Annotated in this window: 15 protein-coding genes; 4 read left to right on the forward strand and 11 right to left on the reverse strand. The window is 62.1% G+C overall.

Going from position 1 to position 20,666, the window contains the following annotated elements:
* Window positions 1-104 precede the first annotated feature (104 nt).
* The 7 genes from ACS3WB_RS08880 to lptF form a co-directional block, all read right to left on the reverse strand.
* Window positions 105-1,163 (reverse strand): alcohol dehydrogenase, encoded by a 1,059-nt coding sequence (locus ACS3WB_RS08880; protein ID WP_438275196.1) that lies wholly within the window; start codon window positions 1,161-1,163, stop codon window positions 105-107.
* Complete coding sequence (gene rsmA, locus ACS3WB_RS08885; RefSeq protein ID WP_438275197.1) at window positions 1,163-2,038, reverse strand: 16S rRNA (adenine(1518)-N(6)/adenine(1519)-N(6))-dimethyltransferase RsmA; 876 nt, start codon at window positions 2,036-2,038, stop codon at window positions 1,163-1,165. The genes ACS3WB_RS08880 and rsmA overlap by 1 nt, the downstream gene beginning before the upstream one ends.
* Window positions 2,035-3,039, reverse strand: coding sequence for a 4-hydroxythreonine-4-phosphate dehydrogenase PdxA (gene pdxA, locus ACS3WB_RS08890; protein WP_438275198.1), 1,005 nt, complete (start codon window positions 3,037-3,039; stop codon window positions 2,035-2,037). The genes rsmA and pdxA overlap by 4 nt, the downstream gene beginning before the upstream one ends.
* Before the next feature lie 101 nt (window positions 3,040-3,140).
* Window positions 3,141-4,100 carry a peptidylprolyl isomerase gene (locus ACS3WB_RS08895; protein WP_438275199.1) on the reverse strand — a complete coding sequence of 320 codons (960 nt, stop codon included), beginning with the start codon at window positions 4,098-4,100 and terminating at the stop codon, window positions 3,141-3,143.
* 87 nt (window positions 4,101-4,187) lie between these two features.
* Window positions 4,188-6,680 carry an LPS-assembly protein LptD gene (locus tag ACS3WB_RS08900; protein WP_438275200.1) on the reverse strand — a complete coding sequence of 831 codons (2,493 nt, stop codon included), beginning with the start codon at window positions 6,678-6,680 and terminating at the stop codon, window positions 4,188-4,190.
* Complete coding sequence (gene lptG, locus ACS3WB_RS08905; RefSeq protein ID WP_438275201.1) at window positions 6,680-7,777, reverse strand: LPS export ABC transporter permease LptG; 1,098 nt, start codon at window positions 7,775-7,777, stop codon at window positions 6,680-6,682. The genes ACS3WB_RS08900 and lptG overlap by 1 nt, the downstream gene beginning before the upstream one ends.
* Complete coding sequence (gene lptF / locus ACS3WB_RS08910; protein WP_438275202.1) at window positions 7,774-8,943, reverse strand: LPS export ABC transporter permease LptF; 1,170 nt, start codon at window positions 8,941-8,943, stop codon at window positions 7,774-7,776. The genes lptG and lptF overlap by 4 nt, the downstream gene beginning before the upstream one ends.
* Window positions 8,944-9,308: 365 nt before the next feature.
* Between lptF and ACS3WB_RS08915 the strand changes: the two genes are divergently transcribed.
* The 3 genes from ACS3WB_RS08915 to ACS3WB_RS08925 all read left to right on the forward strand — a co-directional run bounded on the left by ACS3WB_RS08915 (window position 9,309) and on the right by ACS3WB_RS08925 (window position 12,144).
* Window positions 9,309-10,814, forward strand: coding sequence for a leucyl aminopeptidase (locus ACS3WB_RS08915; RefSeq protein WP_438275203.1), 1,506 nt, complete (start codon window positions 9,309-9,311; stop codon window positions 10,812-10,814).
* Window positions 10,811-11,263, forward strand: coding sequence for a DNA polymerase III subunit chi (locus tag ACS3WB_RS08920; RefSeq protein WP_438275204.1), 453 nt, complete (start codon window positions 10,811-10,813; stop codon window positions 11,261-11,263). The genes ACS3WB_RS08915 and ACS3WB_RS08920 overlap by 4 nt, the downstream gene beginning before the upstream one ends.
* A 332-nt stretch (window positions 11,264-11,595) precedes the next feature.
* A complete protein-coding gene (locus tag ACS3WB_RS08925; protein WP_438275205.1) occupies window positions 11,596-12,144 on the forward strand; it encodes a hypothetical protein in 549 nt (182 codons plus the stop codon).
* A 158-nt stretch (window positions 12,145-12,302) separates the two neighbouring features.
* Here ACS3WB_RS08925 and ACS3WB_RS08930 read toward each other — a convergent pair whose 3' ends face one another.
* The 4 genes from ACS3WB_RS08930 to ACS3WB_RS08945 form a co-directional block, all read right to left on the reverse strand.
* Window positions 12,303-14,183, reverse strand: coding sequence for an ABC-F family ATP-binding cassette domain-containing protein (locus ACS3WB_RS08930; RefSeq protein ID WP_438275206.1), 1,881 nt, complete (start codon window positions 14,181-14,183; stop codon window positions 12,303-12,305).
* An 84-nt stretch (window positions 14,184-14,267) separates the two neighbouring features.
* Entirely contained in the window at window positions 14,268-14,474 is a 207-nt protein-coding gene (locus ACS3WB_RS08935; RefSeq protein ID WP_438275207.1) for a hypothetical protein, read from the reverse strand.
* Window positions 14,475-14,667: 193 nt separating this feature from the next.
* Window positions 14,668-15,996 (reverse strand): peptidoglycan DD-metalloendopeptidase family protein, encoded by a 1,329-nt coding sequence (locus ACS3WB_RS08940; protein ID WP_438275208.1) that lies wholly within the window; start codon window positions 15,994-15,996, stop codon window positions 14,668-14,670.
* A 99-nt stretch (window positions 15,997-16,095) separates the two neighbouring features.
* A complete protein-coding gene (locus ACS3WB_RS08945) occupies window positions 16,096-16,731 on the reverse strand; it encodes a peroxiredoxin (RefSeq protein WP_438275209.1) in 636 nt (211 codons plus the stop codon).
* Between the two features lie 173 nt (window positions 16,732-16,904).
* Here ACS3WB_RS08945 and ACS3WB_RS08950 point away from each other — a divergent pair, with 173 nt between their 5' ends.
* Window positions 16,905-20,657, forward strand: coding sequence for a hypothetical protein (locus tag ACS3WB_RS08950; RefSeq protein WP_438275241.1), 3,753 nt, complete (start codon window positions 16,905-16,907; stop codon window positions 20,655-20,657).
* The last annotated feature ends 9 nt before the right edge of the window (window positions 20,658-20,666 follow it).

A 20,666-nucleotide genomic window follows, 5' to 3' on the forward strand; every position in this document is an offset into this window, starting at 1 on the left:
GAGGCTTAATTGAGGCCGGCGGCGCGGGAAAATACTCGTTTTGCGAGTAGTTATCGTGTTTTCCGGTTTGGCGGCGAGGTCGGCATGCGCTGGCGAAATCCTCGTCAGTTCTTGAACAGGACGCGGCCGATCACCTTGCCGGCTCGCAATTGCTCCATCCATTTCTGAGCGTCGCCCATCGGCTCCTCCCTCATCGGGGTCGGCTTGATCCTGCCGGATCGCGCCAGCGCCATCAGCTCCTGCGCCTCGGCAAGCGTGCCGACCATGAAGCCTTCGATGGTCATGCGCTTGTAGATCCATTGCACGATCGGCAGGTTGAAATTGCCGCCCATCAGTCCGGAAACCACGATCTTTCCGCCACGAGCAACGGTCGAGACCGCGAAGTTCATCGATTTCTCGTTGCCGGCGAAGTCGACGACCGCATCGAAGCCTCCATCGTTTTCCTTGATGATGCGCCGGGCGATATCGGCTTCCGACGGATCGTAGGCGACCGCAGCGCCGTTCGCGAGCGCGGTCTCCCGAGCAGCCGTGCTGAGGTCGGCGACCGATACCTTCTGCTTGAACATGGCCCGCGCGAATGCAAGTCCCATCATGCCGACGCCGCCCAAGCCGATCAGCAGGATATTGCGCTGACGCGGCCGGTCGACGAGGCGCTTCAGCGCGCCATAAGCGGTCACGCCCGAGCACATCAGCGTCGCCGCCATGTTGACCGATAGAGGATCGTAGTCGAGCAGGTATTTTGCGTCCGGCACCAGCACGTGGGTAGCGAATCCGCCGTCGATCGAAACGCCGAGAAAGCGGTTCCTGGCGCAGAGATTTTCGTCCCCGGCCAGACAGTCCCGGCACTGGCCACAGCCGATCCACGGAAAGATCGCTTTCTTTTGCCCGACGATGTCACTCGGTACGTCCGGACCGACTTCGTCGACAACGCCGGCGATCTCGTGGCCGAGGGTGAAGGGCAGGGCCATGCCCCGGGTCGTATCCAGCCGTTTGCCATTGCCGAGATCCATGTAGCCATCCTGCAGATGCAGGTCGGAATGGCACAAGCCACAGCGCTCGACCCGCACTAGAACCTCGCGGCCCTGCGGCCTCGGAGTATCGATCACCGTTTCGCACAGCGGCGCATCGAACCTGACGAGCGATTGGCGTTTCATCATGGCCATCAAGTTTTTTCCTCAGGCCGATTTGCTCGGTTTCGCAAGTCCGCCAATTCCCGTGCCATGGCGGCAAAGCCGGATATCGGAACGGTTTCGGCTCGCCGGGTCGGGTCGATCCCGGCGGCTGCGGTCAGCAACGCCGGATCGACGGGCAGCGATCTCAGACTCTGCCGCAGCATCTTGCGGCGCTGTCCAAAGGCGGCGGCGGCGACCTGTTCGAGCAACCGGCGCTCGCAACTCTCAGGCTCGTCGCGAGGCACGAGCCGAACGACGGAGGAGGTGACCTGAGGCTGCGGCACGAACGCCGCGGGCGAGATGTCGAACAGGATTTTGGTCTCAGCGCGCCAGTTCGAGAGCACGCCGAGGCGGCCATAAGCTTCCTCGTTTTCGCGGGCGACGATCCGCTCGGCCACTTCACGCTGAAACATCAGTACCATCGCGTCATACCAGGGCGGCCATGGCTCGACGCTCAGCCAGCCGATCAGAAGCGCGGTCGCGATGTTATAGGGCAGGTTGGCGACGATTTTCGCGCGCGTCGGGCCGAGCAGCGGACGAGGATCGAATTGCATCGCGTCCGCGTTGATGATGGTGAGGCGTCCGGGATAGCGGTCCGAGATTTCTTCCAGAGCCCCGACGGCACGCTCGTCCCGCTCGATGGCGATTACACGCCCAGCCCCCATGGCCAACAGCGCTCGGGTCAATCCGCCGGGGCCAGGGCCGACCTCGATGACGGTGGAATCTTGAAGCGGGCCGGCGGCGCGCGCGATCCGTGCGGTGAGGTTCAGGTCGAGCAGAAAGTTCTGCCCCAGGGATTTGCGGGCCGACAGTGCATGACGTTTGATGACGTCGCGTAGTGGAGGAAGGTCGTCAATCGTGCTCATGCCGAATGCGTTGATTCCGCCATCCGCGCGGCCAGGCGCAGCGCCGCGATCAGGCTTGACGGATCGGCGCGCCCGGTGCCCGCGATATCGAAGGCCGTGCCGTGATCGGGCGATGTCCGGATGAAGGGCAATCCCAGCGTGACGTTGACCGCGCGGTCGAAAGCCAGCGTCTTGACCGGGATCAGCGCCTGATCGTGGTACATGCAGATCGCGCAGTCATAGGTCTGTCGCGCCGCTTCATGGAACATGGTGTCGGCGGGAAGCGGCCCTCTGACGTCGATCCCGTCCGCGCGCAAGATCGAGACGGCGGGAGCGACGATCGTCTGATCTTCGGTTCCGAGCGATCCGTCCTCCCCGGCATGGGGATTCAGTCCGGATACAGCTATGCGGGGCCGGGCGATCCCGAAGCGTGATCGCAACTCGGAAACGACAGTGCGGACGGTGTCCACGATCATCGGGGTCGACAGCGTCGCGATCGCATCGCGCAAGGAGAGATGAATCGTGACGGGCACCACGGCAAGGTCGGACGACCACAGCAACATCACCGGTTGCCGCGGCTTGCCGCCGCGCGCCGCCAGTTCGGCGAGAAACTCGGTGTGGCCGGGATGAGCGAAGCCGGCACGATAGAGCACGCTCTTGGCGATGGGGTTGGTGACGATCGCGGCTGCGTATCCGGCAACGACATCGCTGACCGCCTCGCGGATGGACCCGATGGCCGCGGCCGCGCTGTTGTCGTCCGGATGACCGGGCCGCGCGGTTGCCGGATGAGCGGTAGCAGTGACCGGAAGTGCTTCCGTGAATATCCGGGAAACGTCGCCGTCAGCCGCGTCCGCCAGGGGGAGATCGACACCAAGCAACCTGGCGCGCACCGAGATGAATTCCCGGTCGCCGAGGAGATAGAACGGCGGAACGGCATCGCTGTTGCGGCGGAGCCACGCTGCGATCGCGATATCAGGTCCGATGCCTGCCGGCTCGCCAAGTGTTAGTGCAAGAGGCTTCACAACGCGGTCGCTCCAGCGCGGCCTCCGTCAGCACATGCCGCTACCCACACCACAATGTCGGGGTCGGGTCCTCGCCGGAAGCGAGGACGCGAACGTCTCTATTACTCGCCTTTTTTCCCGGGGCCACCCTGACGATACTCGATCATTGCGGATTTCCGAATATCGTCCAGATAATCCTTGGATTTCTTCTCATACTTGGCGGCGAACATCTTCTCGCGGATTTCCTTTTTCTTCGGGGTATCCACGCTGGTCACTTTCTTTTCGCAGACAGCGACCATTTCCACGCCCTGCCGCGTGACCTCCGGCGGGGTCAGATGACCCACGGGCGTCTTGTCGAGTAGATCGCGAAGCGGCGGCGGCAGATCGGCCGACGTCTTGACAACGGTATCGCGTATCGTGGCATTCCGCATCGCCTTGAAAAGTTGAGCCGCATCCGCGCACGACTGCACGCGTTCGCGCAAGGACTCCGCTTCCTTGCGACGGGCCTCCATCACGGAAGCGGCGGCGCCCCGCGGAACGATCAACACCACCGGACGCATCTGGTATTCGAATCCCTCGGTTTTCGATTGGTCGCCGCCGCTGACCTTTAGCGCCTCGTTCACGTCGCGGTCGCTGACAAGAAGGCTGTCTTTGAAGCGCCCGCGCACGAGGCTTCCCCAGACGAGATCGGCCTTCAGGCGCGCCTTGATCGTGTCCGGACGGACACCTTGCGAGGCGAGCGATTTCGTCAACTGGTCGGGCGACATTCGCATTCGCGCGCCCATGCTGGCATAGGCCTGGTCGATATCCGACGAAGTCGGGTTCACGCCGTATTTCTTGGCTTCCTTGATCTTCACCTTTTCGTCGATCAACTCGTCGATGACCTGCTGCCGGGTCGGAGCCTTGTGCGTGGATATTTGAATCAGCCGGCTGCGCTGTTCGATGTCGAACGTGGTGATCGGCTCGCCGTTGACCATGACTGCCACGGACTGCGCATGCAGCGGCGAGTTCAGGCACGCCGACAGAAGAACTGCGAATATAGCAAGGTTGCGGAATGGCCGGAGAAGCAGGAGGATTTTCATGTCGCTGGCACTAGCAGATCTCTTATCAAGCGGATCGGGCCCACATACGGCGTGACCTGCCACTTTCACAGAGCCACCGCCCTGCAATCACCGGACGCCCGCTCCGTTCCCGCCGCGGGTCTGACCCAAAGTCCGCAAGCCAAGTTGAAGCATGAAAGAATGGTTCAGCTGGGGCGGCGTTGATCCTGCGGAATATGTATACGAGGTGACGTAATTGAGGCCGAGGACGAAGCAATCGTCCACATATCCTGCGCCGACTGTATACTGGTTGATCTCGTTGGATTCCAGATCCCAGCGTGCCGCACCCTGCACGACCCAGTTCGATGCGATCTTGACGGAACCGGAACCCAGAATGCCCCGTCGGCGCGTAAGATATCCGAGGTCAGGCTGCGCTGCGTAGTCGCCGTACAACACGCTCGCAGACCAACGGCTGAAGCTGGCGCGCCCTTCGGCCTCGAAACGTTGGACGGTCAGCGTCGCGTCGTCGAAACGCGCACGCGTGCTGAACGTGAAGATGCTGTTGGGCGAATAATTGATGCTCGTCACATAGTCCGATTGCTTGCGCTGCAAGCCGGAATCGACACCGGTATTGGTGAGGTCGGCGACGGCGAACGAGTTCAGCCCGAACAGATGATAGGATTGGCCGAACAGAAAATTGATCGAGCCGCCCTGATCGAACTGGGTCGTCGCCTTTACGCCGACATTGGCGCGACCGCCGCCTTCGACACGGTCGTAACCGGAGAACTTGTCGACGCTGAAAAGGTTGGTGGTGTCGAAGACAAGGCTTTGTGCATCCTCGTTCGGCAGCTTGCCTGCATAGCTCTCGTTCGGGCGGATGATGACCTGCGCGATCGGTTCGATCGTCGTGGTACCCCAAGGCTGAACGTTGATGAAGGGGTAGCGATACTCGAGACCCACCGCCGGCATAAAGCGGACCGTGCTCGCATTGCCGGGCTGCAGGAAGTTGGACACGCCCGGCTGGTTCGAGATGTCGGCATTGATCGCGTCGGCGCGAAGCGAAGCGAACGGTGTCCAGATCTGGCCGAAGGAATCGGTGAACGACTTCCGCCACTGCGCTTCGGCCGTCAGGCGTGTGTAGGTGCCGGGAACGCCGCGCAGAAGACAATTGTTAGGTGTCCGCGCCATCGGATCGGCTGACGTCGGGAGACACAGGAAAGAGGTGTTCGCCAGCGTCGAGATCGGATCGAACTGGGCCTGATCGCGCGTGAGATTGGTGAAGTTGAACTTGTAGCTGAACTCTCCGCCGATGACCGAATGGTTGATGACGTTCGAATAGTCGATGACCGGCGCAACGATCGGAACCTGGCTCTGGTTGCCCGAAAAACTCAGATAGTGGATCGCACGCGCATCGAAATAGCTGCGGTTGCCGACGCCGGTCAAATAGAGTTGCGAGATCGCCTCGGTCGGCAGGCTGAGGAACGATTGCAGGGGATCGCTGTATTGCTTCAACCGGTAATCGGAGAAGAAATAGTAATCGCTCACCAGGACGCCGTCCCAGCCCCAGACCCACTTGTCGTTCAGTGCAAACTGTCCCTGTGTGTCGACACCGCCGCGGAACTGGCGATCGCCGGGTTGTCCGGCGAACACCTTCTGATCGAGTTGGTCGATTCCATAAGCGCGGATTTGATAGGCGCCGTCGAGGAGGCGCTGCCTGAACTCGCCCTGCACCAGCACGCCCTGCCGTGTGGTGAAGCGCGGCGAGAGAGTCAGGTCGTAGTTCGGCGCGAGCGCGAAATAATAGGGGACCTCCACCCCGACCCCGAACGGACTATAGGAAGTCACATACGGCATTAGAAAGCCGCTCTTGCGCTTCACGGTCGGATCTGGCGTGGAGAAGAACGGCATGTAGGCCAGCGGCACGCCGTAGAATTCCAGCCGGGCGTCCTCGAAATACAGCATCTTCTCGGTTTGATCGTGAATGATGCGGGCGCCCTTGACCTGCCACAGCGGAGGCTTTTTCGGATCCTCCCTGCAGGGGGCGCAGGCGGTGTAGACGCCGTTTTCGAAGACGGTGTAGTTGCCCTTGGTCCGATCGGCCCGGCTCGCTGCCATGCGCGTCGCGTCCGCGGTGTCGACCCTCAGCGAGTCGACGAAGCCGTCGCGGTAGTCGTCGCTCAGATCGAGGATGTTGGCGTAGGTGATCTTGCCGTCCGCATCGGTCATGCGGATGTTGCCCTCGGCGTGGAGCCTCTTCGTCTTCTGGTCGTAGATGACCTTGTCCGCCTCGACACTCGTGCCGTTGTAGAAGATCTGCACGTTGCCGACCGCCGACACGCGGGAGTTGTTGTAGTCGTAATCGAGTTCGGTTGCCTGAACGAGCATCTGCCCGTTGTTCTGCGCCGGTGGCGGCTTGGGCTTTGTCGGGTGAGGATTGAAGGCGAAACTCTGGGCCGCGGCCGGTGTGATCGTGACGATACCCAGCGAGGCGGTGGTGAGAAGGCCGAGCGCTGCCGGGACCAGGGAAGTCAGAATCACGGACATGCCAATCCGGCGGCGGCGCCGGGAGGCGCGCCGCTCGCAGGCAGGCAAGCGTCTTCGGGGGGCGGCGATTGCAGCCACTACCCGTCCTCCTGGTACAGCAAGACCAAAAAGCCGGCGAGGCCGCCCACACAGACGGGCAGCCATGCCGCAGCAATCGGATTCATCAATTCGGCCTTGCTCAAATCCTCGGTTACCTTGGACAGGACATAGAGCAGAAAGCCTGATCCCACGCCACTCAAAACCATCTTCTGTACGCCGCCGAAGCGGAAGAACCGGAGGCTCACCGAAGCTGCCAACATGACCATTGCAGCCAGCAAAAACGGCTGTGCGAGGAGTTTGTGGTATTGCAGCCGGTAGCCAGCGGTGGCGAACCCCGAACTCTCGGATGACCGGATATAGCCCGGAAGTTGCCAAAATGACACAGTCTCGGGGGTCGAAAAACTGTTCCGCACCTGGGCCGGAGTGAGGCTGGTCGGCAGGACGAATCGTTCCTGCTCGACCGGAGGGCTGTCGAGCGTAAAGCGGCGCACGTCCTTGAACAGCCAGCGGCCCTTCTCCAGGGTTGCCTCGCGTGCCTCGATACGTTCCCTGAATTGGAAGTCGGGATCGAACCTGAACACGGTGAGCCCGGTCAGGCGGACGCCCTGCTGTTCGCTGCGCGCAGCGTTGATGATGGCCTGACCCTCGTTCGTCACCTGATTGATCCAGAAACCGGACGCGTCCTGCAGGCCTCCTGCGGGGGCGCTGCCGAACAGTTCGGCTTCCATCGCTTTGGACAGTTCGCGCAGATTGGCGGACATCGGATTGTAGGCTGTGGTCGCCAGCACGCCGAGGACGAGGGCGGACGCGAGCGCCGGCGAGATGAACTGCCACGCGGAGACGCCGGCGGCGCGCGCCACTACCAGTTCGAGCCGCCGCGACAAGGCCAAGTAGCAGGTCATGGCGCCGATCAGCACACAAAACGGCGTCAGTTTCTCCAGCAGTTGCGGCACCCTGAATAGCGAAGTTTCCGCAACCATGATCGCCGACGCCGAGGCAAGTCCGGAGGTTCTGCGGACCATCTCGATATAGTCGACGAGAACGAGAAGCAGGAAGATGCTGACGAACACGCCGAGGGCAGCCACAGCGAAACGGCCGGCGAAATAGCGACCCAATGTGTTCGTCAACATGCTCATGCGGCAACGGGCCTCCTGAACAGGCGGAGGAGTCGCGCGTTCGATCTGTTGATTGCTTCCATCAACGCGGCGGGCGGTTCGAGCACGGTTCCGGCGACGATCACGCGAACGCTGAGGCCGATCGCGCCGAACAGAAGCAGATATTGCAGAAGCGCTGCCATCGGTGACTTCACTGTCATGACCGACAGCGCAAAACCTGCCATGCGCAGGCCGAACACGGAGGCGATCGCCGCGCCCATGGAGAAGTTGCGGCTCTGACGCGTGGTGCGCGGCGTTCCAAGGAATGCAAAGGTCAGTGCGGCGAAGGCAAACGGATAGATCGGCGCCGTGAAGCGGTCATGGAGCTCGGCGCGGAACTGGCCCGGCAGTTGTTGAACCAGCGGGTCCGCCGGCTCCGGCGCGATCAGTTCCCAGAGATAGCGCTCGCGGATGCCGTAAACGACGTCGTGCCCCCGGTTCGAGAATTTCGACATGTCGAACGCGTTGCGGCGGAACGCCACCATGTTCGGTTCACGCTTGCCGGATTCGAGTCGCTCCAGATGTCCGTTCTCGAGAACCAGGAACGATCCCTGATCGTTCTTCGTCACGGTCCCCTGGTCCGCAATGATGCTGAGCCGCTCGTTCGGATTGCGGCGGTCGTCGATGAATATCCCAACGAGCAGGCCGCCGGGCTGGCGTTCCCGAACCCTGATCGTCAGATTCGGATCGAGCTGTGCAAATCGTCCGGGCTGCAGAACGTTCGCCAGAACGTCGGCAGTGATTTCGGCGTCCCATCGTTTCAGCCGTCGCATGCCGTCGGGCGCGAGATAGGCCGCGATGAACGCCACAAGCAAAGCCACGACCACGGTGGCGTAGATGAAGGGCCGGAACAGCCGAAACGGCGACAGGCCTGCAGCGTTCATCACGATGATTTCGGAATCGGTCGCAAGCTTGTGGAGGGTGTGCGAAATCGCGATCATCAGCGCGATCGGCGAGATGATCAGCACCAGCACCGGAATCGCGAGGCTGGTGATCCCCAGAAACGTCAGGATGGTCTGGCCCTGACTCGTCATCAGGTCGATGCCGCGCAACGCCTGCGTAATCCAGATCACGCCCGTCAGGCTGACCAGGACCACGAGGAACGACGCCAGCGTCGTCCGGAAAATATACTTATCGATCGACCCCATTGGTCTGAACGATCCCCCGTCCTCCGGATCGGAACAACCAGTCGCGTCCCGATTCCGATGGAGGCTTCCCCCAAAGCCCCGGCAGTTTACCTGACTCGCCCCTCAGTACCATCCCTTTGATCTGTCAACAAAATGGCTGGGCCTCAATGCGCATCGATTATGGTTAAATTCCAGCCTATGTGACCTTGCCGTCACGACGGCGGGACATCAAATGCGGCTCTGGCGTGTTTTGAGCCCTAACGGCTGCGGATAGCTGATCCGGGATCGCGGACCCTTGGCAGCGTTGCCTTTGACAGGTCATAGTCGGCTCTTCACAAGCCAGCCTGTTTTGACGCTGCGCCGCCCCTGATTCTGGAGGATTTTTGATGCCCGACGCCGTCAAGGTGGGCTTTGTTCCGTTTTCGGCCGCGCCGCGCGGCATCCTCGTGGTGTTCTGCGACGAGACTCTGAAATTCGGCCGGGCCGCGAGCAAGGCTCTCGGCGCGTCAGCCGCAGTCGTCAAACGAGCCTCGGCGACCAATCGGTTCAAGGGCAACAGCGCTGCGACGCTCGATATCCTCGCGCCGGAGGGACTCAAGGTTGATCGCCTGATCGTCGTCGGTGCCGGCAAGGCGTCGGCCCTCAAGGACAGTGATTTCCTCAAATTCGGCGGCGTTCTCGCCGGAAAGATTCGCGGCAACGGCGGCGCTGTGACGGTCATTGCCGAGTTGCCGTCGGCGGCGATGAGCCCCGATCAGTCGGCGTCGCTGGCTTCCGGCATCCGGTTGCGCGCCTACAAATTCGATCGCTACAAGACCAGGAAGAAAGACGGGGACGATACGGCGACGCTGCATGCGGACGTGTCGATCGCGGTCGCCGACGTGGCCGCTGCGAAGAAAGCGTTCGCGCCGGCCAATCACGTTGTCGATGGCGTCATCATCGCGCGCGATCTCGTGAACGAGCCACCGAATGTGCTTTATCCGGAGGAGTTCGCGCGGCGCGCCAGCCGGCTGCGAACGGCCGGCGTCAGAATAGACATCCTCGACGTCAAGGCGATGACCAAGCTCGGCATGGGCGCGTTGCTGGGCGTCGGGCAGGGGTCGACGCGACCCAGCCGGACGGTGGTGATGCGCTGGAACGGCGGCAGGAAAGGCGAGCCGCCGATCGCGTTTGTCGGAAAGGGCGTCTGCTTCGATACCGGTGGTATTTCGATCAAGCCCGCCTCCAACATGGAGGAGATGAAGGGCGACATGGGCGGCGCCGCCTGCGTGGTCGGGTTGATGCATGCGCTCGCAACGCGCAAGGCGAAGGTCAACGTCGTCGGCGCGATCGGTCTCGTCGAGAACATGCCAGATGGCAACGCGCAGCGGCCCGGCGATATCGTGACCTCGATGTCGGGCCAGACCATCGAGGTCATCAATACTGACGCGGAAGGTCGGCTGGTCCTCGCCGACGTGCTCTGGTACGTCGCAAAAAAAATCAAGCCGAAGATCATGGTTGACCTGGCGACGCTGACCGGCGCGATCATGGTGGCGCTCGGCACCGAACACGCCGGCCTGTTCTCCAACAACGATGAACTCTCGGAGCGGCTCACCAAAGTCGGCCTCGAGACCGGCGAGCGGGTCTGGCGCATGCCGCTGGCGCCTGAATACGACAAGCTGATCGATTCGCAGTTCGCCGACATGAAGAACATCGGCGGCCGCTTCGGCGGCTCGATCACGGCGGCGCAATTTCTGCAGCGGTTCGTCGACAACACGCCGTGGGCGCATCTCGACATCGCGGGAACGGCGATGGGCGCTGCGAAATCCGAGATCAACCAGAGTTGGGGATCAGGGTTCGGCGTGCGCCTGCTGGACCGGCTGGTTGCGGAGTATTACGAAGCGCGGCGATGACCGAGGTCCTGTTCTATCATTTGCAGAACATGTCGCTTGAAAATGTTCTGCCGCCGCTGCTCGAAAAGACCTTTGAGCGCGGCTGGCGGGCCGTCGTCCACACAACTTCCGAGGAGCGCGCCGATGCGCTCGACGCGCATCTGTGGACCTATCGCGACGATTCGTTCCTGCCGCATGCCACCTGGCGGATCAAGGATGCCAGCGAACAGCCGATCGTGCTGACAATCGACGAACATAATCCCAATCAGGCAACCGTCATGTTTCTGATCGACAATGCGCCCCTGCCGGAGAACCCGGAGGTCTATGAACGGCTGGTGCTGGTCTTCGACGGCGACGACGGCGTCGCCCTGGAGGCGGCACGAACCGTCTGGGCCGACTGCAAGTCGCGTGGATTTGATGTGACTTACTGGCAGGCGGACGACCGGGGCCGCTGGCAGCGCCGCCAATAGCGATATATACGTCAATATATATTGTAATTTATTAATATTTAAGGCTTTCTGATATTGGCTGCCAGAGCCTTGAATCTGAAGTCCGCCTCCTTGTGCAGCGCCTTCGGAAGCTAGCTTCAGATTCGAAAGGGCACTGGAAAACTTATAATTGCGGTGGGGTCAGGTTCAGAAGTTCGCTTGAAGCGCTCGCAGAGAAAATAATGAAGCGAACTTCTGAACCACTACATCAGCCAGCCATGGTCATGCCTCAAATTGGTGTTCGGACGAGTCTCCAGGATCAGTCGGGAACAGAGTTCATCGTGAGACAGCCCAGATTTCGCCGAAGGGCCTTGATGTCGTTGCTTCTGCTGGCGCCGCTCGTCACCGGCTGCGGCAGCGCATCGGACATGTTGTCATCCGACCTTCTGTCCAAGGATGCGGACTGGTTCTCGCGATCCGGCAGGCTTTTCATCAGGAATGTCTCGATCGAAACGCCGCCGCTGACGCCGGACAAGCCGGTGACGCCGGACGACCTCATCAGCGCAGACGGCCTTTGTCCGGGCATGGCGCCGCCGATCGGCTCGGGCGAATCAAGCGCGCTTTCTGACGGCGCCTCAGGGGGGCCGACAACCACGGCGTCCACGGCGCCTGTAACAGGCACGGTCGCGCTGGGCCACACCGAATGCGACGTGACGCGCGGCATCGGCGCGCCGGACAATGTCAGCCTTTCCAACAATCCGCACGGCGATCGGGTTGCGGTGTTGACGTTCCTGCACGGGCCTCGCGCCGGAATCTACACTTTTACGGCGGGACGTCTGTCCTCGATCGAAAAAGCGCCAGAACCGGTCGCCCCGCCAAGGCCGGAACGGCGGGCGAAAAAGAAAAAAGGCGCAGCGACCTGAGATGCGCAGCGGCGGTTTCCGTCAAAGCCTTTCCGTCATGTTTTGCTCGAAAACGCCGGAGTCTTTCCGCTTCGGATAAAATCAGAAGCGAGGCTCCGTGATTTTGATTTGACGCGTTTTCTTCACGCGAACCGGTTTCCACTTCGCTCGAAAACGCTTTAACCCGCTGTTTCTTGGTGTGATGCGCTGGCCTCCAGCCATTCCTCTTCGGCGCGTTGCAACGCGCTGGCTGCGCTGGCGCGTGCCTTGCCCAGTTGCGCAGCCTGCTTGGGATCGCGCTTGAACAGATCCGGCAAGGCCAGGGCGACATCGATTTTGGCGATGATTCCGGTGATCCGCTCGATCTCGGCTTCGGCGTCCGCGATCTTCTGCTTGAGCGGCGTCCGCTTTTCAGTCTTGTTGCGCCTCGACTTCTCACGGCCATCGTCGCGCTCGGCCGATGATGCGCGGTCGCGCCCGCTCATGCGCAAGCCGCGCGCCGACAGAACCGCGCGGCGGTAATCTTCGAGGTCGCCCTCGTAAGGGGTGACGGTCTGGTCAGCGACCACCCATAGCCGGTCAGCGCAGGCTTCGATCAGGTAGCGGTCGTGCGAGACCATGATGACAGCACCCGGAAATTCGTTGATGGCTTCGGCGAGTGCGGCGCGGCTGTCGATGTCGAGGTGATTGGTCGGCTCGTCGAGAATGATCATGTTCGGCGCGAAGAATGTCGCGAGCCCGAGCAGAAGGCGCGCTTTCTCGCCGCCCGAGAGGCTTCTCACAAGCGTGTCGCCCGCCTTGCCGGAAAAGCCGATGGCGCCGACGCGAGCGCGAATCTTCGTTTCCGGCGAACCTTGCATCAATCGGCGCACATGATCGTAGGGCGAGCCGTCGAGGTCCAGTTCGTCGGTCTGATGCTGGGCGAAGTAGCCGATCGAAAGCTTGTCGGCGCGCACCACCTTGCCGGCAAACGGTTGCAGCTTTCCCGCGAGCAGTTTGACCAAAGTGGACTTGCCGTTGCCGTTGGCACCGAGCAGAGCGATGCGATCGTCTTCGTCGATCCGCAAGGTCACGCGCTTGAGCACCGGCGCTTCGGTATCGTAGCCGACGATGGCATCGTCGACGGCGATGATCGGGGGCGACAGCAGCTTGTCGGGTACGGGGAACGAAATCTCACGCACGTCCTGCGTGACCAGCGCGGTCACCGGCTTCATGCGCTCGAGCATTTTCACGCGCGATTGGGCCTGACGCGCCTTCGAGGCCTTGGCTTTGAAGCGATCGACGAAGGCCTGCAGCCGCTTGCGTTCGTCGGCCTGCCGCCTGGCGTGCTTGGCGTCCAGCATCTCGCGGGTGGCGCGCTGGTCCTCGAAAGAGGAATAGGTTCCCTTGTAGAGGGTGAGCTTGCCGCGATCGAGGTGCAGAATCTGATCGACAGACGTGTCGAGCAGATCGCGGTCGTGACTGATGATGATGACCGTGCGCGGGTAGTGTGCAAGGTGATCTTCCAGCCAGAGCGTCCCTTCGAGGTCGAGGTAGTTGGTCGGCTCGTCCAGCAACAACAGATCGGGCGCGGCAAAAAGAGTTGCGGCGAGCGCGACGCGCATGCGCCAGCCGCCCGAGAATTCCGCGCAAGGTCGAGCTTGATCCGCTGTCGAAAACCCGAGACCGCTCAGGATCGACGCCGCGCGCGCCGGCGCGGAATGGGCGTCGATGTCGACGAGGCGTGTCTGGATATCCGCGATCCGGCCCGGGTCGCGCGCGGTTTCCGCTTCGTGCAGCAGCGCGTGACGCTCGACGTCGGCCTTGAGCACAACCTCGATCAGGCTTTCCGGGCCGTCGGGCGCTTCTTGCGCGAGGCTGCCGATGCGCCAGCGCGGCGGAATGGCGATGGTGCCGGTTTCCGTCGGGAGTTCGCCGCGGATCGCGTGGAACAGGGTGGACTTGCCGACGCCGTTGCGTCCGACAAAGCCGACGCGGGCGCCGGGCACGATCTGTACGGAGCTATGGTCGATCAGAAGCCGTCCGGCGATGCGGATCGAGATATCGGTGAGGGAAAGCATGCTGGCTTTTCACCGCTATGCCAGCCAAACGCAACCTGTTTGTGTTGCTTCACAACAAGACCGCTGATCGAACTTGCCGCCAGCTTATGCGGGAAACGGGCGCGCTGGGAGTTCAGTGTCCTCGGCGGCCTCTTGTGCACGCAGTTGCTCCAGCAGAAGCCGAAGCCGACCCGGAAGCTCCGGCTCCTCCGGCCGAACGTCGGCACGCAACCGCTCGCCGATCGCTTCGGCCACCGTCCTGGCGGTTTTCGCATCGATCCCGTCAGGACGCTGGGCGGGTCGGTCGGTCATTCCTCGTTCCGCTTCCGTATCACAGGGGACCCAAGTTAAGTCACGGATCAGCAAATTGTTTCCGCGGTATGCCTACCCCAAGTGGAATCTGCAAGCGTAAACGCGGGAATGCATAGGCTGTCGGATAGGCGGAAATCGCGAAGGTCCGGCGAGACGGCCCGGAGGCTCTTCAGGCACGATCAGCCGTTCCCCGCTAACCCTCGTTCAGGCGCAGGCCGGCCCGGAGAAATTTCTGGGGATCCACGGCTTCACCGTCGATCCTTGTTTCATAGTGCAGGTGAGGGCCGGTCGAACGGCCCGTCGATCCGACTTCGCCGACGACCTGCCCGATCTTGATGGATTGGCCGACGCTGACGTTGATTGCGGAGAGGTGACCGTAACGGGTCGACAGGCCGTTGCCGTGATCGATCTCGACCATCCGCCCATAGCCGCCGCTCCAGCCCGCGGAGACGACCTTTCCGTTTGCCGTCGCGCGCACGGGATCTCCCATCGCTGCGCGGAAATCGAGACCGGTATGCATCGCCGGGCGTCCGACAAACGGATCGACACGCACGCCGAAGCCCGAGGTGAATTCGATCTCGCCGACCACTGGCTTGCGATAGGGGACGAGCGCGAGGGCGCCATTGAGCCGGTCGATCTGCGCCCGGGCGAGATTGACACGGGTGAGCTGTCGCTCGAACGGATCCGCGCCGGGCCGCAGCCTGACGGGAACATAAGGACCACCGGTGCCGGAACGCGGCGTTGCGGATTCCATCTTCGCCATGCTGAGTCCGAGATCGGAGAACACGCCGCGCAGCCGGTGCATCCGCGACTCCATGCGATTTTCAACCGCATTCAGTTCGGCGACCTGGCGGTTCTCGACCCGATCGAGCGACGATTCAAGCCGCATCAGCTTGTTGACCTGGCTTGTGGCTTTCTCGAGCCTGACCGGCTGCTTACGGAAGTCGGACGTGTCGAGGGTAGCGGTATCGTTGATCGGGGTGGGTTTTGCGGACCCCGACGAGCTTGCATCGGCATCCTTTTCCGCCTTTCGTGACGTCCCCTTGATCGAGCCTGTTGTTGAAACATCCGGCAAGGCGCTCAAGGCGGCCGCGCGGGATTCGAGCACTGCCTGACGGCGCACGATTTCTTCGAGCTTTCTGTCGAACTGTTCCTGATCGAGCAGTTGGCGGCTGGTGGTGCGATCGACACGCGCACGCAATTCCGCAATGCGGTCTTCATAAGCGTACTGCATGTCGGCCTGGCGCGCGATGAGCCGTGTCAGCACATCGTCGCGGAATGCAAAGTAGGTCGCTGTCGCCGCGGACCAGATGCCGAGCAGCGTAACGGTTCCCACGACGATCCAGAACACCACGGGGCCGAATCGAACCTGCCTGCCGGCATGGGCAAGGGTGAAACCGCGCTGAGTTTCCTTCTTCCTCGGCGGCGAGGCGACGGACGTTGCCTGGCGGGAGGGATGTCGATGATGATCGTGCGCGCGATGCTGCGAAGACTCGGCATACTGACTGGAACGGTACGACATCGGCACTCCCGCGCCGGCCTGAAACGAGTTCCAGTCGGCTCAACTTCGGTGTTGATTTGAACCGTTCATGGTTAATTTTCGGAAAATGGTGGTGCGTCGTTACAGGTCTCGCGCCGCCGCAAGAACCTCTTCGGCGTGACCATCGACTCTGACCTTGCGCCAGATCCGGGCGATCCTGCCGTCCGGGGCAACCAGTACGGTCGTGCGAAGAACACCGAGGAAGGCCTTGCCATACATGGATTTCTCACCCCATGCGCCATAGGCTTCCAGCATCTCGTGCTTTTCATCCGAGATGAGAGGAACGGTCAGCTTGTGTTTGGCACGGAACGATTCCTGCGTTTTTACGGGATCGGCCGAGACGCCCAGCACTGTGGTTCCGGAATCTGCGAACCCGTTCGCCAAGCGGCTGAAATCCATCGCCTCCCGGGTGCAGCCCGGCGTATTGGCGCGTGGATAGAAAAAGATCACCAGTTTCCGTCCGATGAAGTCCGCGAGGGAAACATGAGCCCCGCCATCCCGGGGAAGGGTGAATGACGGCGCCCGTGAGCCCTCCGCAAGTTCTGACGCTTGAGGTCCGGGCAGCGACGCCGCCGGGCGTGCCCTGGGCTTTTCGCCCGCCGCCGGCTTGGACGACGGAGCGGCTTTTCGGGCTGGTTTCGCGCGACCGGCCGTTGTGGGGCGGACAGGCTTGGGGGTGACGGTCTTAGAGGATTTCTTACGTATCTTCTTGGACATACGCCTTCCTTTCGTCGCTTTCCGGCGCTCAGTATCCGGTCGACTTCCGGAGATGTGAAGGCGACTCGGGTATGTCGCGGCCGCTGTGCATTTCCGTCGATCGCGGGGTATGTTGACAAGGGATTCGACGAACCTTCCGTCCCGCGTCCTGCTCGGCAAGCACCATGGGCCGGATGACGCGTAACATGTTAAATCGCGGATTGGCAGAAGTGCCGTCACGGGAGCGTTGGTCCGGGAGCGACGCACTGACCGATGACGGCCACTGCTCCGGTCCTGGCCGGCACGAAGAGGCAATGACAAGGAAGACGCCGATCCCAATGCCGACACGCGGCGGCGACCAGGTCTCGCAAGGACAAGTCTCGCAAGCAGAAGATACCGAGTGGAATGAGGATCACGACGAGGTCCAAAGCCGCCGCGTGCGTCGGCTGCTGTCGCGTTCGGATTCCGGAATTCACAGGTTGGGCGATCGGCTCGGGCGGCTCAAGAGTTGGCTCGCCGGCGAACGCTGGATCAGGCGGCTTGCAATCGCTTTAGGAGTGCTGGCGGTCGTCTTCGCCGGCAGCTTTGGCGCGCTCTGGTGGCGCCTCGGCGCCGGCCCGGTCAATCTCGACATGATGACACCGTGGCTTGTCGCGGCGATCGAGGAAAATATCGGGCACGGCAACACCGTGGAGATCGGTGGCACGCAGATCGAGCGCGCCGGCAGAATTCGTATCGCGGTTCGCGTTCGTGACGTCGTCGTCCGCGACAGCGATCATGTGATCGTCGCCAGTGCGCCGAAAGCCGAGGTGAGGCTGTCCGGTATGGCGCTGTTGACCGGGCAACTGCGTGCCGAAAGCCTCAATCTGGTGGATGCCGAACTCGCGGTTCGGATTACACCGGACGGACAGGTTACCGTTTCGGCGGGCGACAACGCCAAGCCGCTTGCCACCGGTGTCGCGTCAGCGCGGCCATCCATCCCGCCGTCGCCTTCCGGCATCGCCCCCTCACAGCCGATGTCCCCATCGGGTGAATCCCAGACCGCCGCCGCGCCGGTGATGCCCGAGGGACGCAATACCCCCGGGACGCTTTTGGCCGGATTGAACTGGCTCGACAGCCTCAGCTTGAGGGGGCTGGACGGGCAGAATCTCAACGAGATCGGTCTGAAAAACGGCAGGCTGGTGGTCGATGACCAGCAGCGCGGCAATCGTTGGAGCTTGAGCAATATCAGCCTGAGCCTTCGCCGGCCCCGCGCCGGCGGCGTCGCGTTCAGTGTCGGCGCAGGAGGCGGTGAACCGTGGTCGCTCCAGGTCGTTGTCGGGCCGTCAGCCGATGGCGTGCGCCCTGTCGATCTGCGTGCCACCGCAGTTCCGGCAAAGAACATTCTGCTGGCGCTCCGCATCAAGGATCTCACCTATAGCGCCGATATGCCGCTTAGCGGCGAACTGAAGGGTGAGATCGGCCGCGACGGCCTGCCGACCTATCTTCGCGGCAGCCTCTTAGCCGGCAAAGGTACGCTCATCGACACCGATACGCCGGACTATCCCATGGCGATCGATCAGATCGAAATGAACATGGAGTGGGATGCGGGACGGCGTGTTCTGGTTGCGCCGTTCAAAATCGTGTCAGGCCAGAATCGGATCACACTGCTCGCCCGTCTCGAGCCGCCGAATGGCAGTATTCCGGACTGGCGGATGGGTTTGAGCGGCGGCACCATCGTCCTCGCCGACTCCGATGGCGACAAGCCCCTGATCTTCAACCGCATTGCGGTCGGAATGCAGTTCGATACCGAACACAAGCAGGTAAGGCTCACACAGGCCGATATCAGCAACGGCGAGGTCGGCGTCGCCGGCACCGGGAGCATCGACTATTCGGAAGAACCACGTTTGAAACTGGGCTTCGCCGGGACGCCGATGTCCGTGGCTGCACTGAAGAGCATGTGGCCGGTTCTGATCGTGCCGGAGGTGCGCGAATGGGTCATCGAGCGAATTGGACAAGGCTCTCTCCAGCGCATCGAAATCGGCGTCAATTCACCGCTCCGCAATCTGTCGCGGCGCGGGCCGCCCATCCCGGACGATGGCCTTTCTGTCGATATCGCCGCCAGCAATGTGACGCTGCACCCCGTCGATGAAATGCCTTCGATCCGCGACGCCGATCTGAAGGCGCGAGTGACCGGCAGAACCGCGACAGTGACGATCGGGCAGGCCGCCGCCGACACCCCGGCCGGCCGCAAGCTCAACATTTCCGACGTCGTTTTCGAGGTGCCGGACATGGCGCCCAAACCCGCACCGGCCAGGGTGAAATTCCGGATCGACGCTCCGGTGCCCGCAGCCGCTGAAATTCTCGCCTCGGACCGCCTCAGCGAATTCACCGGCAATCTGATCGATCCGAATTCCAGCAAGGGAACGGTGGCTGCGCAGATCGCGCTGGGACTGCCGATCAAGCGTCAGATCACCAAGGAAGATACGACCTATTCCATCACCGCCGATCTCGCAGGATTTGCCGCCGACCGGCTGGTCATGAATCAGAAGCTCGAGGCGAGCGCGCTGAAGGTGGTCGCCAACAACCAGGGTTATCAGGTCAAAGGCGACGTCAAGATCAATGGGCAGCCAGCTTCGCTGGATTATCGCAAGCCGACGGACGGCGACGCCGACATCAAGTTGCAGGCCACCCTCGATGACGCGAGCCGCGCAAAACTCGGGATCGATCTCGGTCCCGGGGCGACGGGTTCCGTTCCCGTCAAGCTGGTCGGCAAAATCGGCACAGACAAGGACAGCAAGATCGGCATCGATGCCGATCTGACGTCCCTGAAACTCGACAACCTTCTGCCGGGTTGGGTCAAGCTGCCGGGAAAATCAGGCCATGCGACGTTCAACATCGTGCAGAAGCCGCAGTCGACGCGCCTGGAGGATATCGTTATCGACGGCAGCGGCGTCACGATTAAGGGCTCGCTGGAGATCGATCAGAACGGCGATCTTTTGAACGCGAATTTTCCGGTTTACGCGCCGTCCGAAGGCGACAAGGCTTCCCTCAAGGCCGAGCGCAACGGTGATGGCGTGTTGAAGGTCGTCATGCGTGGCGACGTGTTCGATGGTCGCGGCTTCATCAAATCGGCGATGTCGGGCAAGCAGACCGACACCAAGGGCAAGGCCAAGAACCTCGACCTCGACATCGACTTGAAGATCGGAGCCATCGCCGGATTTTACGGCGAAGCCGTGCGCAGCGCGGACGTGAAGATGGCCCGGCGCAACGGCTCGATCCGCAGCCTGAGCATGAGCGGCAAGATCGGGCGCGACACCTCGCTGACCGGAGAACTGCGCGGACGTCCGCAGGGGCAGGACGTCATTCTGATCGAGACCGACGACGCGGGTTCGTTCTTCCGCTTCACAGATACCTACGGAAAGATGTTCGGTGGCCAGCTTTCGCTCGCCATGGATCCGCCGACCGCCGAGCCGCGCGCCAAGCAGGGTCTGATCAACGTTCGCGATTTCACCGTCAAGGGCGAGACGGCCCTGGATCGCGCGGCCGCCAGCGGTCCGCAGACCGCGCGGAACGGCATCTCGTTTTCCCGGCTGCGCGCGGAGTTCACCCGTCAGAACGGGTTGCTTTCCGTGCGCGACGGCGTCGTCAAGGGTCCGATCATCGGCGGGACCATCGAAGGCAATATCGATTTTCCCGGCAATCAGGTCCGCATGAGAGGCACGTTCGTGCCGATGTACGGGCTCAACAACATCTTCGGACAACTTCCGATCGTGGGGCTGTTCCTTGGCGGCAGCGACGAGGGATTGATCGGTGTGACCTACGAGGTGGTGGGAACGCCGGGCCAGCCGCAATTGCGGGTCAATCCGATTTCGGCCATGGCTCCCGGCGTGCTGCGCAAGATCTTCGAATTCCAGACCGGCAATCCGGCCAATCAGATCGAGTATCCGTCGCAGGGCGGCAACTGATCTCGGCTG

This window comes from Nitrobacter sp., from assembly GCF_051535215.1.
In the GTDB taxonomy this organism is placed as follows: domain Bacteria; phylum Pseudomonadota; class Alphaproteobacteria; order Rhizobiales; family Xanthobacteraceae; genus Nitrobacter.

Excerpts from the sequence above, each read along its gene's own strand:
- rsmA (WP_438275197.1), bottom strand. The coding sequence starts at position 2,038 with ATGAGCACGATTGACGACCTTCCTCCACTACGCGACGTCATCAAACGT.
- ACS3WB_RS08940 (WP_438275208.1), bottom strand. The coding sequence starts at position 15,996 with ATGTCGTACCGTTCCAGTCAGTATGCCGAGTCTTCGCAGCATCGCGCG.
- lptG (WP_438275201.1), bottom strand. The coding sequence starts at position 7,777 with ATGAGCATGTTGACGAACACATTGGGTCGCTATTTCGCCGGCCGTTTC.
- ACS3WB_RS08925 (WP_438275205.1), top strand. The coding sequence starts at position 11,596 with ATGTCGTTGCTTCTGCTGGCGCCGCTCGTCACCGGCTGCGGCAGCGCA.
- ACS3WB_RS08920 (WP_438275204.1), top strand. The coding sequence starts at position 10,811 with ATGACCGAGGTCCTGTTCTATCATTTGCAGAACATGTCGCTTGAAAAT.
- ACS3WB_RS08915 (WP_438275203.1), top strand. The coding sequence starts at position 9,309 with ATGCCCGACGCCGTCAAGGTGGGCTTTGTTCCGTTTTCGGCCGCGCCG.
- lptF (WP_438275202.1), bottom strand. The coding sequence starts at position 8,943 with ATGGGGTCGATCGATAAGTATATTTTCCGGACGACGCTGGCGTCGTTC.
- ACS3WB_RS08880 (WP_438275196.1), bottom strand. The coding sequence starts at position 1,163 with ATGGCCATGATGAAACGCCAATCGCTCGTCAGGTTCGATGCGCCGCTG.
- ACS3WB_RS08895 (WP_438275199.1), bottom strand. The coding sequence starts at position 4,100 with ATGAAAATCCTCCTGCTTCTCCGGCCATTCCGCAACCTTGCTATATTC.
- ACS3WB_RS08935 (WP_438275207.1), bottom strand. The coding sequence starts at position 14,474 with ATGACCGACCGACCCGCCCAGCGTCCTGACGGGATCGATGCGAAAACC.
- ACS3WB_RS08950 (WP_438275241.1), top strand. The coding sequence starts at position 16,905 with ATGACGCGTAACATGTTAAATCGCGGATTGGCAGAAGTGCCGTCACGG.
- ACS3WB_RS08930 (WP_438275206.1), bottom strand. The coding sequence starts at position 14,183 with ATGCTTTCCCTCACCGATATCTCGATCCGCATCGCCGGACGGCTTCTG.
- ACS3WB_RS08945 (WP_438275209.1), bottom strand. The coding sequence starts at position 16,731 with ATGTCCAAGAAGATACGTAAGAAATCCTCTAAGACCGTCACCCCCAAG.